This window comes from Flavobacterium fluviatile, assembly GCF_010645065.1.
GTDB lineage: Bacteria > Bacteroidota > Bacteroidia > Flavobacteriales > Flavobacteriaceae > Flavobacterium > Flavobacterium fluviatile.
In genome coordinates this window covers 83,214-99,532 of sequence record NZ_JAADZW010000010.1, presented here as the reverse complement: position 1 = coordinate 99,532, position 16,319 = coordinate 83,214, and the positions used below count along the sequence as shown (strand labels likewise).

Annotated in this window: 8 protein-coding genes; all 8 read right to left on the bottom strand. The window is 37.9% G+C overall.

Going from position 1 to position 16,319, the window contains the following annotated elements:
- Nucleotides 1-138 precede the first annotated feature (138 nt).
- Entirely contained in the window at nucleotides 139-1,071 is a 933-nt protein-coding gene (locus GXM17_RS12080) for a hypothetical protein (RefSeq protein ID WP_163399590.1), read from the bottom strand.
- On the bottom strand, nucleotides 1,064-1,528 hold the full coding sequence (locus GXM17_RS12075) for a DUF6932 family protein (protein WP_163399589.1): 465 nt from the start codon (nucleotides 1,526-1,528) through the stop codon (nucleotides 1,064-1,066). Before GXM17_RS12075 ends, GXM17_RS12080 begins: the two co-directional genes overlap by 8 nt.
- 345 nt (nucleotides 1,529-1,873) lie before the next feature.
- A complete protein-coding gene (locus tag GXM17_RS12070; RefSeq protein WP_163399588.1) occupies nucleotides 1,874-4,300 on the bottom strand; it encodes a glycoside hydrolase family 2 TIM barrel-domain containing protein in 2,427 nt (808 codons plus the stop codon).
- A gap of 170 nt (nucleotides 4,301-4,470) precedes the next feature.
- Nucleotides 4,471-7,962: a malectin domain-containing carbohydrate-binding protein gene (locus GXM17_RS12065; protein WP_163399587.1), complete on the bottom strand. Its 3,492-nt coding sequence runs from the start codon at nucleotides 7,960-7,962 to the stop codon at nucleotides 4,471-4,473.
- Between the two features lie 354 nt (nucleotides 7,963-8,316).
- A complete protein-coding gene (locus GXM17_RS12060; protein ID WP_163399586.1) occupies nucleotides 8,317-11,043 on the bottom strand; it encodes an alpha-d-galacturonidase in 2,727 nt (908 codons plus the stop codon).
- Between the two features lie 192 nt (nucleotides 11,044-11,235).
- The gene (locus GXM17_RS12055) at nucleotides 11,236-12,129 is read right to left on the bottom strand and encodes a sugar phosphate isomerase/epimerase family protein (protein ID WP_163399585.1); all 894 of its coding nucleotides are present in this window, start codon (nucleotides 12,127-12,129) and stop codon (nucleotides 11,236-11,238) included.
- 120 nt (nucleotides 12,130-12,249) lie between these two features.
- Nucleotides 12,250-13,398, bottom strand: coding sequence for a sialidase family protein (locus GXM17_RS12050; RefSeq protein WP_163399584.1), 1,149 nt, complete (start codon nucleotides 13,396-13,398; stop codon nucleotides 12,250-12,252).
- Between the two features lie 138 nt (nucleotides 13,399-13,536).
- Nucleotides 13,537-16,287 carry a glycoside hydrolase family 78 protein gene (locus GXM17_RS12045; protein ID WP_163399583.1) on the bottom strand — a complete coding sequence of 917 codons (2,751 nt, stop codon included), beginning with the start codon at nucleotides 16,285-16,287 and terminating at the stop codon, nucleotides 13,537-13,539.
- Between the last annotated feature and the right edge of the window lie 32 nt (nucleotides 16,288-16,319).

Here is a 16,319-nt window from a genome sequence, read left to right as displayed (position 1 = left end):
ATGAAAAGTAGGAATATTTAATAAACATAAAACAATGTAAAAAGCGCAGTATAATAATGTTTTTTAAAAAGATTTCATCTCAATATTGATTCAATAATTGTAAATATATCTACAAATTATATTACTTTATTAATCCCTTTAAGAATTTATTGTTGTCAATTCAAATGATGCTTTTTCTTCTTTAGTGATACTATTTTTAAGAGTGTTTTTAATAATTGTTGCAGAAAAATCTTCTCCAATTTGGAATTCTTTTATCTTCTCTAAAAAAGACATTGGAAATGAAACTTTAAAAAGTTTACCATCATTATCTTCAATTTCAAGCTGTCCTTTTAAACTTTGCATAACTAATGTGCCAGAAATTTCAATCTCCTCTGGAGTAATGGTTTCTATTTTTGAAATAGAATTATTAAGTTGCTTTATTCTATCAAAATTTCCTTCCCATTTAAAAACTTTTGAGTTTGGTGAAGACCACTCTAAATCAAATTCTAAATGGTTATTAATACTCAAGTTTAATATTTTGTTTAATTTTTTAATTCCAGCTCCACCATATTTTTCAGATTTATCCATTAATTCAGAATCGTTATGCACATTTAATAACTCAAAAGTATTGATTAAAGCATTTTCAATCATGCTATTACCAAATAAATCAGGACTATTATTACCCGTAACTAAAATATGTGTTGATCCCGGAACTAATCTGTCGAAGCGTAAATCTACAGTGTTTTTAATAGAGGTTAATATTTTAGCTCCACCTTTATTACCATATTGATATTTTCTAGATGATTCTATAATACAGTCAGACAAACTTTTAGCAAACTCTCCCAATAAATCCAAAGGTAGCTTTCCTACTTTTGCAACTTTACCTTTTAAGCGTATATCAATAATTTCTTTTTCTCTTTTCTGTTTTTCGAAAGCAAGGTTAGAACGCAATTCTACCATTTGTTCTAGGGTATTTTTTACCATACCTTTATTGAACAAACTATTTGGATTGTCCTTAAGCAAATTCTCATATTTCAGTAAAGTATCTTCTGAATTTGCTAATAATTCCTCTATCCGTTCTATACTATACATCTTTTGATAATTGTATTTTATATATTCCTTTACTATTTATTTTCCTTGAATCAAATCCGTAAGTTGTTATCCATTTTTGTTTTTCAATTTCATCGTTTCTATCTATATAATAAACATCAACTGAATATCTGGCCTTAACAATTTTTCTATTTTGAAATAATTCTTCAAATAACTTTAGTTTTCTGTCCTTCAAATTATTTATTTCACTTACATCTAATAAAAACACAACATCTATGTCTTCTGGTTCTGGTTTATGAGTTGAAAATGAACCATCTATCCAAAGTTCTGCATTCAAACCCAAATATAAGAACTCACTCAAATAAGCATTTAAGCGATTTATCAATTCCTTTCTTTGATCATTTTCTCCAAAAGGTTCCAAGAAAAAAGTATCTAACTGCCACAAAGCAATTTCCTTAAACCCATTTTCCAGTAGAGGTTCGTATTCTCTTTTGTACATTTTTTATTGATAAATTAGTTATGCAATTTAGCCTTTTTTACTATAATTTAGCACAAAGTACTCCCAAATTTAAATAGTATAAATTATAGCAAATAGTTTATCCCTAAATATATAACATTATTTTTACTACAATTATCAAACATCAATTTAAACCCTAAACATCTTCTGAAACCAAGCCCGCATAAGGGATGGAAATGGCATCCTTTTGTTTTCCTTCTTTAGGAAAACAAAAGATATAATGGACAGCCCGACCCGTAGGGATATGCCCAAATAACAAACGGGATTCCACAAAAAAACTCCATTATCGCTAATGGAGTTTTGAATTACAATTATTTCGTGAAGTGCTTATTCTACTTTTACAATTACTGTAGATGACATTCCATTCTCTGCAGAAGCTTTTAACTGAATATTTTCTTGCTTACCGTTGGATTGAATAATAGCAATACATTTTCCGTTATAGACTTTACAGGAACTCGCTTTAAAAGAATCCAGGTTCGCCTGATAACCGTTATCAACACCCACTAATTTTCCTCCACCTGTAACTTCAAAATCTATTTTATGATCGGCATTCGGAATCAGATTTCCGTCTTTATCAACAATAGAAACCGTTACATAAACCAAATCGTAAGTATCATTTTTTATGGTTGATTTATTTACTTTCAAATCAATTTTGGAAGCTGCTCCAGCGGTATGAATTTCTTTTTCTAAAACCACTTTTCCGTCTTTTCTTGAAATAGCTTTTATCGTTCCGGGTTCGAATTTTACACGCCAATAAATATGCAAATCATCATTTTGTTTGGCTTTTTTGCCTAATGATTTTCCGTTTAGGAATAATTCCACTTCATCGGCATTGTTGTAATATGCCCAAACGTCGACTTCCTGATCTTTTTGCCAATTCCAGTGCGGAAAAATATGCAAAACGGCTTTCTTCGACCATTCGCTTTGATACATATAATAGACATCTTTTGGAAGTCCAGCCAAATCGATGATTCCGAAATACGAACTGCGTGCCGGAAATGGATATGGGTCGGGTTCGCCGATATAATCAAAACCAGTCCACACAAAAGTACCTGCAATGAAATCAGAATTTTTTATCGCTTTCCAGCTTTCTTCGTGCGTCGAACCCCAAAATGATTTTACATTATCGTAAGCCGAAACCGTCCAGTCTGCATTGCCATCAAATTTCTCTCCGTATTTAACCGGCCAGGCTTTGATCACATCCGCAGGCTGATCGTAATGTCCACGGGTTTCGAGAGCTGAAACAGTCTCGGAAGCAATTATTTTCTGTCCTTTGAAACGCGCTGGAAAGGTTGCGTAATCTTCGTGTTTGTAGTTGAATCCCAATAAATCCAAAGCACCCGACTGATAAATGAAATTCTTCTCCGGAACATTCTCTGTCAACGCACTTGTTATCGGACGAGTGGTATCCAGATTTTTTACGATTTGCGCCAATTCTTTAGTAATCGCAATTCCGGTACTGTCGAATTGTTCACGGATTTCGTTTCCGATGCTCCACATCATCACCGACGGATAGTTGCGGTCTCTCAAAATCAAATCTTCTAAATCTCTTTTGTACCAGGCATCCCATTCTTTGTGAGCATCATTCTTTACTTTTGCTTTTTTCCAAACATCAAATGCCTCGTCCTGAACAATGAAGCCCATTTCATCGCACAATTGCATCATTTCCAGCGAATGCGGATTGTGCGCCATTCTGATGGCATTGCAGCCCATTTCTTTCAGTAAAGTCAGTTTTCTGCGAACGGCGTGAATATTTTCTACAGCTCCTAAAGCACCGTTGTCGTGATGCAGACAGACTCCGTGTATTTTGGTTGGTTTTCCGTTTAAAGAAAATCCTTTTTCGGCATCAAAAGAGAAAAACCGAATTCCTAATGGTGTTTCATAAGTATCAACCAATTTTTTATTCTCGTAAATTTTGGTAAGCACTTTATACAAATACGGATTTTCAGTATCCCATAAATTTGGATTTTTCACTTCCAGATTATGTGTTTTTTTAGAATTGGAATTGGCGCCAATTTTTTCTGTTGACGTTGTATTAGCTACTTCTTTGTTTTTAGCGTCAACAATGGAAGTAACAAACTTGAATTCTTTTTCAGTATTTGCTTTATTTTCTACGGTCACTTCAAAATGTACCGATGCTTTTTCTTTGCTGATTTTTGGAGTGGTTACATACGTTCCCCAATGTGCTACGTGGAGTTTTTCGACAGCCACTAAACGTACGTTTCTATAAATTCCGGAACCTGTGTACCATCTGGAATTGGGCTGTGCATCGTTATCGACTTTTACGGCAATAACATTTTCTTGTTTTCCGAAATGCAGGTAAGGAGTCATTTCATAAGCAAAAGAAATGTACCCACTAGGTCGAATTCCCAGCGAATGACCGTTGATAAATACTTCGCTGTTCTTGAAAACTCCGTCAAATTCTATTGAAATCGATTTGTCCGCCCAATCTTTCGGCAAGACAAATGTCTTGCGGTACCAGCCTTTTCCTGCCGTCAAAAATCCTTGTTTGGTTCCTGTTGGAAGATCTTTATTGAAGGCGCCTTCAATACTCCAGTCGTGTGGCAATTGCAGATTTCTCCAATCTGCAGTGCTGAAATTCGCATTGATGGCTTGTGGATGATCGCCTAATTTGAAGTTCCAGTTTTTATTGAAATCTTCAACGATTCTTGCTTTTTTGGTTTGTGCGAAACTTGCTGTTGAAAGCAGTATTGCTAAAGCGATTGTAATTTTTTGTAAAATATTTTTATTCATAAACTTATTATTATAATCCAATTACGTCCAGTTTGTCATTCCGGTGAAGGAGGACACGAGCGAAAGCGAATTGGCGAAGCAATCTCCGCAAATAACTCCACAATCAAAAGTCAACCTTTGTCGATCTGGCAACGAAGATTCCTCCTTCGTCGGAATGACAAAAATGATGATTATTGAAACTCGAAATTATCCAGGAGTAGCCCTTTCATATCATCAGATTCTATCGTGATTTTATACGTTCCTGCGTTGATGTAACCACCGGAAGTTGTATTGAGGACTTTCCATTTTTCTGTTGCAGACGGAAACTCAATCGTATCATTTCGCATCATAATTCCGTAAGCGTCTTCCATTTTGAATTTGACTTTCAACGGGGTTTCATTTCGGTTCATAAAACGGAAACGCATCAGGTAAATTCCGGCAACGCCCGGTTTCACTTCAAACTGAACGCTGTTGTTTGTTTTTTCCTTGAATTCGATATAATCGGCTTTTTTGAAATTGCCATTTTCGATTCCGGTTCCGGTTGTTTTGGCGGTTTCGGCTTCTAAAAGTACAACAGGTCTTGAATCGTCTTTTTCGCCCATATCATAAGTTGGAACGACAGCTATTGTGCTATTTTCAAAAAGCACTTTTTCTCCTTTTTTTACTTTTTTATGGAAAACCGAAAATTCAACTTTATCCGAATTTTTAGCCGTTTCCGTCAACTTTTTGTAACCCGAAATCGAATCTTTTGATGTACTAAACAGATAAATTTCAGAATCTTCTTTGGTTATAAAAGCACCAGAAGATTTTGATGTAGTCTGCAAATAATCCGCTCCATAAACTTCCGAAGGCAATTGCGTAAAAACAACCTCTGAATCTGAATATTGTTTCGAATTAATATCCAGCCACGAACCGATTTTAGCTTCTGAATTTCCTGCAACATTCTGAATATTTCGAGGCGATGCCGGAGCTCCTTTTATAGTTTTGTCTTTGGTTGCAATGGCAATTGCCGAAATGATGGCCTGACTCGCTTTTACGTTTGGAAACGAAATCGTGATTTTTCCGTTATTACTTTTTACAACAAATGTTTTCTTTAGAGCAGCATCGTGTCCGACTTCACTCCAGATATCTAAATCTTTTAAAACGACATTTTCATTGATGGCTACGTCAAACAAACGCCAGCCTTTGCAGTCGAGTCCGCCTCCGGTTCCGTACCATGGTTCTGTGAAATACAATTCTACCAAATATTCTCCATCCGGAGCAGGGAATTCGTAACGCAGTTTATCGATTCCGTATCTGAAACTTTGAAATAATTTCCAGTCTTTGGTTCCTATAATTGGGTCAAAAGTACTTCTTTGGCTTGCATAAAAATCAGGTAATAGCTTGAAATTATCTGTCCACGACAAAGAACCCCAGGTATTTTCTCCGGTTTTGTGAACATCAGCATTCCAAACATTTCCGTTAGAATCTTTGATTTCACTTCCTCCGGAATTGACTCTGTAAATATAATTGTAGCCTTTTGCAGGTTTTAGAATCGTTTCTTTTTTGGTTTCTAAAGCATTGAAGTTTGGCGCTTTCGGCAAACTGTTCAAAACGATATAATCTTTGGCAACTGCTTTTCCGTTTACATAACCAACAGCATACAAAATGTTGTATTGAATATTGACATTATTAAACTGAAAATGCTGTCCGATTCCCGGATTTTTTAGTTTTCCGAGAGATAATTTATTCACATCATTGAACAACTCTACCTCATCACAATTCGAATAGACATCGATTCCGTTTTTGATTCCCGGCGCATCCCAACGACTCGGCCAGGTGTGTGAAACGATATACACCATCGGATTGGTTTTGTTCGAAACGTAATTGGCGCGATACATATAATATGCATCCAAAGGTTCACCCCAAATACTGAAAAGTCCTTTGTAATTTACCGGTCCAACCTTATCGATATCCCTAAAACCTTCGCCGTTTTGCGAACGTCCCGGATTTTCGTGCGAGGCAAAAAGCCAGTTGAACTGTCCTGCGATTTTGTCTTTTACCGATTCGGCTTCGCGGACTTTGATTTCCATTAATTGAGAAAAACGGTTTTCACTCAAAATTCCTTTTTGGTCGAATTCGCCTTCGGTATGTAAATCGTGTGAACGCCAGGCACCGTATTCGCCGTTCAGCAGTTGCTTGCTCATTTCGACATCATAATTGAACGGATCGCCACCATAGGTTCCTGACCAGTTTTGAACGACATTCCAATCGGTTCCTTCGCCTCCGTTGCAGGTAGTCACGATACGTTGTTGAGCCGATATTGGATCCATTTCGCGGATGATTTTGGTACATTCTTCAGCAAATTCCTTCGGAATTGTGCTTTCATTTTGCAGTCCCCACATTACGACTGATGGATTGTTTCTACGTTCTTTAATCCATTCGCGCAATAAAGTTTTGAAATTCTCTTTGAATTCGGGTGTGTCGTACCAGATATGAGCTGAAAACTGACTCCAGAATAAGATTCCGTTTTCGTCCAGTTCTTTTTGGTATTCTAAATTATGCGGTTGGTGCGCTTCGCGAAAGGCATTGAAACCTCCGGCTTTTATTTGTTCGATTCTCGAATGAATCTGCTCATTCGAAAACGAATGACTGTTCCCGATTAAATGTTCGTATTCGCAGGTTCCGTTGATGAATAGTGGTTCATCGTTAATGAAAAAACGATTGTCTTTTCCGTCACGGCTTACCGGCCAGCTTACCCAACGGATTCCGTAAGGTGTTTTTAGTTCGTCAATCTTCTTTCCGTTTTCAAAAATGGTCGTTACCAATTGATACAAATACGGATTAGACGGCGACCATAATTTTGGATTTGCAATCTCAGGAAGGGTCTGTGCTATTTGTTTTATTTCGCCTGAAGTGTTTTTGATATCACTTTTTATACCAACAACTTTCTTTCCGCTTTTATCCAAAAGAATGTTTTCAATAGTTAGATTTCGGCTTGAAGTCCCGTAGTTTTTGACTTCGGTAGTAACGTTCAGAATCGCTTTTTCTTTAGAAGTAGTTTTGTCATTCCAGATATGAACGCCGAAAGGTTCTATTCGAACATCATCAGTAACAACCAAAGTTACAGGTCTGAAAATCCCCATCGGCTGGGAGCCTTCGGAAAATCCCCATTCTCCGGAACAGCCTCCGCAAACCCAGGGCAAATCAGCAATGAATGACGGATGCGATGCCTTTACTATTATATGATTTTCTTTTTCGAAAGAAACGGCTTTTGTAATATCGACTGTAAAAGTAGTTCTTCCGCCTTTGTGTTCTCCGACTTTTTTGCCGTTTACCCAAACTGTTGCATACGAACTTACGCCTTCAAAAAAAAGGAAAAGTCTTTTGAAACTGTCTTTTTTGTCTAATTGCAGTGTTTTATGATACCAGGCAGTTCCGTGTAAATTACCGTGTTTGGTTCTTAGAAAACCGTAATACTGATCCCAGTTGTGGGGTACATTTACTTTTTGCCATTGTGTATCGACTTTTGGATTTTGCACAAAAGTTTCTTCCTTTTCCGGAAGCTGATTCAGAACAATGGTTTGCCAGGAGGAATTCAGCGAAACTTCTTTACGAAACTTCGCCTGCCCCTTGCTGCTTTGACTCCATACAAAGCAAGCACCTACAAAAAAACAAAAAATAAAAAAAACTATTTTCTTCATACTTTTTAAACCTTTTTTTAACCATATAAGTTATATAAGGTCATTTAAGCTGGTTATTTTATTTACTATCCTGCAAGGTTTCCAAAACCTTGCAGGTATAATTTTTAATTTGAAATACCTACAAGGTCAAAAAAGACCTTGCAGGAAATAAATATCTTATCAACTCTGGTGTGCGTGAGGGATAGAGGCGATATCCTTTTATGAAGCGATAGCGAAATAAAAGATAAAGCCGAAAGCCCGACCCGTAGGGACACGCCCAAAATATCATTATTTTTTTTCTCCCGCAGATTTAGCAGATAGTGCAGTTAATTTGATCTGCTCAATACGCAAAATCTGCGTGAAATATTTTTTCTTTTAATAAAACAACCAGTCTACTGCTCCTTTTTCGCCTGCATCGATATAACCTACATCACGTGTGGTGATGGTTTGATCGGCGTCGATGAAGCCTAAAATCAGTACTCTTCCTTTGCCTAAATCGAGCTTGTTTTCGCCCGGCTGGAAAGTGTAAGTGTGAATATTGATCCTTGGCAATTCTTTTAAATTCATCGCACTTGCCAAAATTACTTCGGCCTGACCGTGAGCATTTCCGGCTGCGTCTGTTTCCAAACTTGGCGGAAACAAAAATCTTTTCTGATCGGAATTGAAATAACCCACCACCAGTTTTACGGCTTTGGTGTTTTTGAATTTCAGGTGCGTTCCGTTTTCGTTTTGCAATGTTTCATCGAAAGCAATTCCTTTTAGGTTTTGCAGTTCCGGAGCTACTTTCGTGAACTCTGAAATAGGCGTTCCGTACACTTTTGTTCCGTTTTTGACAGCGTAAGTTCCTTTGCTTTCGCTTAGCAAAGTTACCTCAGCGGTTTTCCACGGTTTGCCTTCTTTGGTTACGATTTTACCATCTTTAGATGATTTCAAAAGATCCAGATTTCGTTTGAAATTGGCCAGCTCTCTTTCATAATGAGGCAATAACTCTGCCCATGTTTTATTATTTCCGTCGTCTCCTCCAATCGGGATTCGGCGTTGTGCTGTCTGCATACTGTTGGCATACAAATAGTGATCTTTGGTCAGATTTACCAATAATTCGTAATGTCTGATGCTTTCTTCAAGATGTGGAAGTGCTTTATCCAGATCGGCAATATCGTTGGAATAGCTGTAACGCAATACCAGAATGGCTGCTTTTACTTTTTCTGAAAAGAAATCGGCGAAGGCTTTGTAAGCATGCATATCGTTTTTCAGACGCAGGAATTCATCTTTGTCTTTAGTAACTTTTGGTTCGGCTTTATCGATGGCTTCAACCGCTAATTTTCCGTGTTGTGTAATTTCGGCAATGATTTGCGTTGGCAATTCACCTACGTGCGGCTCTTTGTTCCATTCTTTTTTAGCGTATTCCAAAAGCAATTCACCAACAGGTCCGCAAGATTCATGGAATCCCGGATATACTCTCCATTTCGCCGGGTTTACCAGCTGGCTTTCGAACATTCCCAATAATAAAGTCTGGCGGTTTCCTTCTGTGATTCCGAAGCGTCTTAAGGTTTTTGGGGCAATTTCTCCTGCTTCTTCATAAGCTTTCAGAATATTGTTGGCACCTTCAGAATCGGTTCCGAATTTATCTCCCAATTGCTTGTCCCAAAACTGAATTTCGGCGGTTCTGTCCCTTTTGCTTTCCCATGCATATCTTGCCCAGGCTTTGTACCAAATCCAGTCACGGTCCATTTCCAGCAGTCGTTTGTCGGTTTTATCAGCCGTGTAAGGCCAGTCCCAATAGGATGCCTGCGGATACAAATGAAGCGCGTTGGCACCGTGAGCGGTATGCATTGCCTGAACCGTTTTTTGAATAAAGTCAGGAGATCCGTAACGGAAAGGTTCCAGATTCGCCAAAATATGTACGTTTGAAATATGAACCGAATTCAGTGAACTTAACTTTTTGTGAATTTCTCCCCAAGGCCCACGAGGCGTGTAAGTCGTCAATGATTCACCATTATATTTGTGCATCGTGTACAGGTTTTTGTACAACGGAAGCGATTTTTCCATTACCAATGGTGCATCGGTATCGTGTGCACGAAGGATGATTGGCGGTTCCTGCTTTTTTCCTAAAGCTTTCAGTCCGTCCTGAACTCCGGGAATAATTGTTTTGGTAAACCATTCAACATCATCATCGATGGTATTAATCGCTTCTCCCAAACAAACTAACAATCCAACGTTTGGATATTTTTCGATGAAAGCAGTGATTGATTTTTTAGTGTAATCGGCGATTTCCGGCGTAATTGGACGTGAACGGTCCTGTGTTTTGATATTGTAATGCTCCGCAAAAGGCTTGGAAACAATGATATTGTAGAACATCTGAATCACCCAGATTCCTCTTTTGTTGGCTTCTACAGTTAGATAGTTATAAATTTCTTCGTTCTTTTTGAAATCTTCTTCGCTTACTTCCAAAGCAAATGGATAATCTTTTAGTTTTACCAAAGAAGCGAAAGGATGTCCGTTCCATAAATACAGGGAATTTAGTCGGTTCTCGACCATCATATCCAGGTATTTTGTCCAGAGTTCTTTGTCGTAAAACCATGGGAAAGATTCCGGTGTGTACGGATATTCGTAAACGTCCCTGCCCGGAAGATAAACCGGCTTCTGCACTCCGATACATGTTCCTCTTAACACCATTTCGGGACTGTCTTCAATATTAATTTCGGATGGGATTTCACCGGAAGTTCTGATTCGGTCCGACAATTCCAATGCTCCGTACAATGCTCCGGTTGCATCGGTTCCTTCAATGAAAATGATGTTTTTCTGTGTGCGGATCTGAAAGCCTTCTTTCTTAGTTAATTTGCTGTCGTCGATTTTAGCGGTTTTGGTGTTTTGCTTCCAAAAGTCTGTTCCTTTTTCGCCAATTATAATTACTTTGTCTTTTGATTTTTTCGGTGCTTTGTCTGCAAAAACTACTTTAAGTCCTTTTGCTGTTGCTGTTTCGGATAGTTTTTCAGCTCCATATTTTGCTCTTGGTGCATTGGCATCACGAACGATGGTGATGTTCTGTGCTGATGCAAAAGTGGTAATTAATCCTAAAAAAAGTATGCTTAAATATTTCATTGTATTTTTATTTTTAGACCACAAATTGCGCACACGAGCGACAGCGAACTGACGAAGTAAATTTTCGCAAATTATAATCGTATTTGTTTTGTCACAGATTAAAAAATCTGTTAAGAATCTGCCTGAATCTTTTTAAATCTGCGTGCTAATTTTTCTCACGCAGATACTGCAGATTTAGCAGATTTTTTTATTTTAATTCTGAAAAATTTTCTTCAAATAGGCTACGTTAGCTCCATAATTGGCTTTTACATCACGAACCATAGTTACGTCTCTGGAACGCTCCACGATTAACCAGCCTTTCCAGTTCATATCGTCTAAGGTTTTTTTGATTTTTGGCATATCAACGTTTTCATCGTTTTGCAGCCAAACTCTGTCGGTTGTTGAAGCATGAATTTGCCCGATATTTTTCTTCCCTAAAATTTTTAATTCTTCAGCAATATCTCTGCCATTATCCACCGCATTGGCAAAATTGTATGATATTTTGATGTTTTTACAACCAATTTCTTTCAATAAAGCTACTTCTTCTGTAGCGCTCAACGAAGTTTCGATAGCGATAATTCCGCCTACTTTTTTCACTTGTTTAGCTGCCCATTTTAATCGCTCTACTACAATTGGTCGCAACTCTGGATTTTTCTTCAAATCGCTTTCAGTTCCCAATGGTAAATACGCAACTTTTACCTTCATATTTTTCATTGTTGCAACGCAATCGTTAATCATCAAATTAATTGAATCTCTTTTGGCGAAAGACTGTGCATAAAAACCGGACATTGCGATAGAACTGATTCCGACACCTGTTTCTTTTGATTTATCGAGAAACTTTTGTCTTTCAACCGGGTCGCCTAACTTGCTGTCAAATGTTGGTCTTTTTCCCAAACCACCCATATCCAGTTCGATTCCGTCTGCTTTTATTTCGCTTGCCAAACCAAAGGCACCGAGTTTTTGTCTTTTTAAAATCATCCAGTCGCAAACGGCAACTTTGTATTTTTGCTTTTTACCGGACTGTGCTGAAACTGCATTACTGAATGTTCCTGATAAAACAACCAGCATTGCAATAAACATGCTTCTTTTAAAATTTGTTAACTTCATAATTATTATTTTATTAATGCAGATTAAAAACAATCTGTTAAATCTGCTCAATCTGCGGGAAAAATTACTCTCGCAGATTTAGCAGATTATGGAGATTAAAATTCTTTCTGTGTGAATTCCTTATTCTTCCTCGGCTTTAACAGCTTTTACTTCAACGCCTTCCTGTCCAGGCCAGATTCCGTTTTTGATTGGAAGTGCTACCAGTTTGTCCGGGTCAATTTTTACGTATTTCAGTTTTTGTCTTCTCCAGGTATATACGATATGCACCATTCCATCTGAACTCTGAATGATGGAAGGATACGAATACTGGCTGATTTTTGAATCTTCTAAAACCAAAGTCGCATTCCAATTGATTCCATCGTCTGAAATAGAAAGATTTAAAGGTGTTCTTGGACCTTTAGCTTCATTTCCGGGAGGCAAAACATGATTGTAAACTAATAAGTGTTTTCCGTTTTTAAGCGTTACAGCATCTGTTCCCGAGTTATTATTCGGTAATCCGATTAATTCTAAATCTGACCACGTTTTTCCGTTGTCTTTAGAAAATGTACTGAAAATAGCTCTGTTTTTGGTTCTCCCGATTGCCTGAATGCTTCCGTCTTTATGAAACAAAATACTTGGCTGAATAGCATTTATTTTTTGTTTGCCTCTCGAAATGGTATCGCCCATCACCCAGGTTTTTCCGAAGTCCGGAGTGGATTCCATACGCAAATGCCAGCCATTTCCTTCGGTGCTTGAAGGAAGTAATAATGTTCCGTTGCTTAATAAAACCGGCTTGTTTTTAATTGGCCCCAGAAAATCTTTACCTGGCATATCAATTTTATCAGACCAGGTTTTTCCTCCATCAGAAGAAGTTCTGTAAACGCCCCACCACTCAGAAGGTTTTGGACCGATTTTATAAAATAACATCAGATCTCCGTTCGGAATTTGGTACAAAACCGGATTCCAGGTTGGAAATCTTGTACCATCTGGCATCACACCATCAGCTACTTTAATGGCTTCACCCCATTTATCACTTCCTTTAGGTTTTATAGCCGAATAAATACAAACATCCGGATGTCTTTCGTGTGATCCTCCAAACCAGGCCGAAACTAAATCCCCATTGGTTGCTTCCACAATCGTTACGGAATGGCACGACGGATAAGGTGCTTTTTCGTAAATGAATTCATCTACCAAAATTCCTTCTTTCCATGTCTTTTTTTCCAAAGCCGATTTACAGCTTCCTAAAAGTAGCAGTCCAAAAAAGACAATTGTTATGTGTTTCAATTTCATTATTTATTTCTTTTAAATATTTACAATGTTTATTTTCAATGAATTATATAAATATCCGAATATAAAATTTTATTAAGTGTAAAAATAACACTAAAAAAATAGCAAAGTGACCTGTACCGTCCTGTTTTATTGGGTATTTTACTTTACATTCAAGATATATGATCCCGATGGTAAAGTCAGGACAATGTTGTTATTTTCTGTTTTATAAGAAGATGAGAATTGAATCAGTTTTTGTTTATTCACGGTTACTAATGAAGCATTAGCTGTTGGCAGATACACCACAGCCGATGAATTGGCTGGTATGGTAATTTTCCATTCTAAAGTGTTTTTGGTTTTCTTCCAGTCGCTTTTTATTAGTCCGTAAATCGATTCGTAAGATGCATTTACAAAAGTCAGTCCCGCATTAAAATCCGGTTTCATAATAATTTGTTTAAAACCCGGAGTTTCGGGATTACTTTTGATTCCCGCCATATTTTCGTAGTACCAGATCAATAAATCACCCAAAAGCATCACGTGGTTTTGTGAATTCATCGATGGGTCTGCGGTATTTCCGTTCCATAATTCCCAAATGGTTGTGGCACCGTTTTCGACCATAAAGCCCCAGCTTGGATACGTTTTATTTGAAGCTAATTTGAAAGCCAAATCTCCTCTTCCAAAGTTCGTCAGTGTTCGCATCAAAAATTGCGTTCCGATAACTCCTGTACTGATATGACCTTGTTTGGTTACCTCAACTTCGTGAGCCATATTTTGGAATACTTTGTCTTTTACATCTTCAGGAACCATTCCGAAAGCCAAAGGCAAGAGATTAGCCGTAACCGTATTATTGGCGTAAGTGTTTTTGTCAACATTAAAAAATTTGGCATTGAATGCTTTTTTTATTCTTGTTGCCAAATCATCATAATGTGCAATATCAGCTTCGGCATTTGCGATTTTGGCAAACTTTTTCATGATTGTCAAAAGCTGATAGTAAAATGCACTCGACAGCAATTGTCCATCAGTCAAACGGGCAGGGTCTTTGGAACGAATCAATTCCAGCGATTCCGGCGGTACACACCAGTCACCGTATTTATCCTTATCCATTAAATCATTTTGTAGATAATTTTCCTCCATATACACCATCCATTTTTTCATAGACGGATATTGCTTTTTGATTACTTCTGCATCGCCAAATTGTTGGTACAGCATATCGCCCACCGTGATATACGTTCCCGGCCAGGTCACATTATCACCGTAATAACGCCAAAATGCCGGCGCCACATCCGGCAATCCTCCATCCTGCGTTTGAGAGTATTTAATATCATCAAGCCATTTAGCATACAACGTTTGGTTGTTGAATAAAAAACTTTCGCCATAAGCACCTGTAGTTCGGTCGCCCAGCCAAGGCTGACGCTCATTTCGTTGTGGACAGTCGATTGGCATTCCTTTGTAATTTCCGCTGATGCCCCACCAGGCATTTTTGAAAATCTGGTTCATCGTTGCATTCGAAGATTCGAAAGTACCTGTCGTTTTTAAATCGTCATACACTACTTTTCCAACGAAATTATCTAATGTTGGTTTGGTCGGAAAACCTGAAATTTCTACAAATCTAAAACCGTGAAATATAAACCGGGGTTCCCAGATTTCCTCGCCTTCGCCTTTCAGCGTGTAAACATCAGTCGTTTTGGCATCACGCAAATTGGCAATGTACAACGAACCATCAGCCTGCAAAGATTCAGCAAATTTCATTGTGATCTGGTCACCGCTTTTCCCTTTTACTTTCAGTTGCAACCAGCCTACCATATTCTGACCCATATCCAAAATATATGTTCCTTTGGCAGTCGCTTTAATAGAAATCGGTTTTACCTCTCCCATTATTTTCATATACGGCGACATCTGCGCTTCATAAAAACCGCCCGGTTCCTGAACGTATCGGGCATTTACCCAGTTTTTATCGTCAAAATTGGTGGTAGCCCAGCCATTCATTTCCTTGCGGGTATCGTATTCTTCGCCGTCGTATTCGTTGTTCGACAAAATCGGTCCGTCGGTGGTTAGTTTCCAGGTATCGTCTGTGCGGATGATGTCTTTGGTTCCATCGGTATATTCGACAAACAACTGCAAAGCCATTTTCGGGAAACCAAATGATTTAATTTTATAGGGTTTGTAATCCTGACGCATCGCAAAAAAACGTCCGTTTCCTAAAATCGTTCCCAGCATATTTTTGCCTTCTTTCAATTGTGAAGTCACGTCAAAAACATTGTATTTTACGTTTTTGGTATAATCCGTCGGAACGGGTGCCAAAACCTGATCGCCAATTTTATTTCCGTTGATGTACAGCTCGTACAAGCCCATCCCCATAATATAAACTTTGGCGCTTTTGACCTGTTTTTTCAGATTGATTTCTTTTCGCAAATAACGGGCTGACAATCTGGAATACTGCGAAACACTATCATCTTTCGATAATTTTTCATAGCCAATCCAGCGAGTCGATTTCCAGTCGGCATAGGTTAAAATTCCGATGCTAAAATGAGCAGTTACAGCCGATTTGATTTCACCTTTATTGGTAAAAACGGTTACTTTCCAAAATGCATTTTGTCGGTCTCCCAGCTCTTTTCCGTTGTAGATAATATTAACTGATTCGTTGCTTGTTACTTTTCCGCTGTCCCATAAATCGGCTTTGTTCGCATTCAGATTTTCTAAAGTCGAAGCGACCAATATTTGATACGCCGTTTGTTTTACATCATTCACATCTGCTTTTATCTGCCAGCTCAAACGAGGTTTCAGCACATCAATTCCTTCCGGATTTGTCAGCATTTCACATTGGAGATTTGTAACACTGATTTTTGTTTGGGCTTTCGCCGAAAATGTAAAAAGTGTAATGATTAATGTAAGATGTAAAAAAAACTTTTTCATTGTTATATTTTTTAAGCTGATTTGCTATAATT

What these genes read in the sequence shown, in the direction of transcription:
- GXM17_RS12080 (WP_163399590.1), bottom strand. Translation starts at nt 1,071, where the DNA reads ATGTATAGTATAGAACGGATAGAGGAATTATTAGCAAATTCAGAAGAT.
- GXM17_RS12075 (WP_163399589.1), bottom strand. Translation starts at nt 1,528, where the DNA reads ATGTACAAAAGAGAATACGAACCTCTACTGGAAAATGGGTTTAAGGAA.
- GXM17_RS12070 (WP_163399588.1), bottom strand. Translation starts at nt 4,300, where the DNA reads ATGAATAAAAATATTTTACAAAAAATTACAATCGCTTTAGCAATACTG.
- GXM17_RS12065 (WP_163399587.1), bottom strand. Translation starts at nt 7,962, where the DNA reads ATGAAGAAAATAGTTTTTTTTATTTTTTGTTTTTTTGTAGGTGCTTGC.
- GXM17_RS12060 (WP_163399586.1), bottom strand. Translation starts at nt 11,043, where the DNA reads ATGAAATATTTAAGCATACTTTTTTTAGGATTAATTACCACTTTTGCA.
- GXM17_RS12055 (WP_163399585.1), bottom strand. Translation starts at nt 12,129, where the DNA reads ATGAAGTTAACAAATTTTAAAAGAAGCATGTTTATTGCAATGCTGGTT.
- GXM17_RS12050 (WP_163399584.1), bottom strand. Translation starts at nt 13,398, where the DNA reads ATGAAATTGAAACACATAACAATTGTCTTTTTTGGACTGCTACTTTTA.
- GXM17_RS12045 (WP_163399583.1), bottom strand. Translation starts at nt 16,287, where the DNA reads ATGAAAAAGTTTTTTTTACATCTTACATTAATCATTACACTTTTTACA.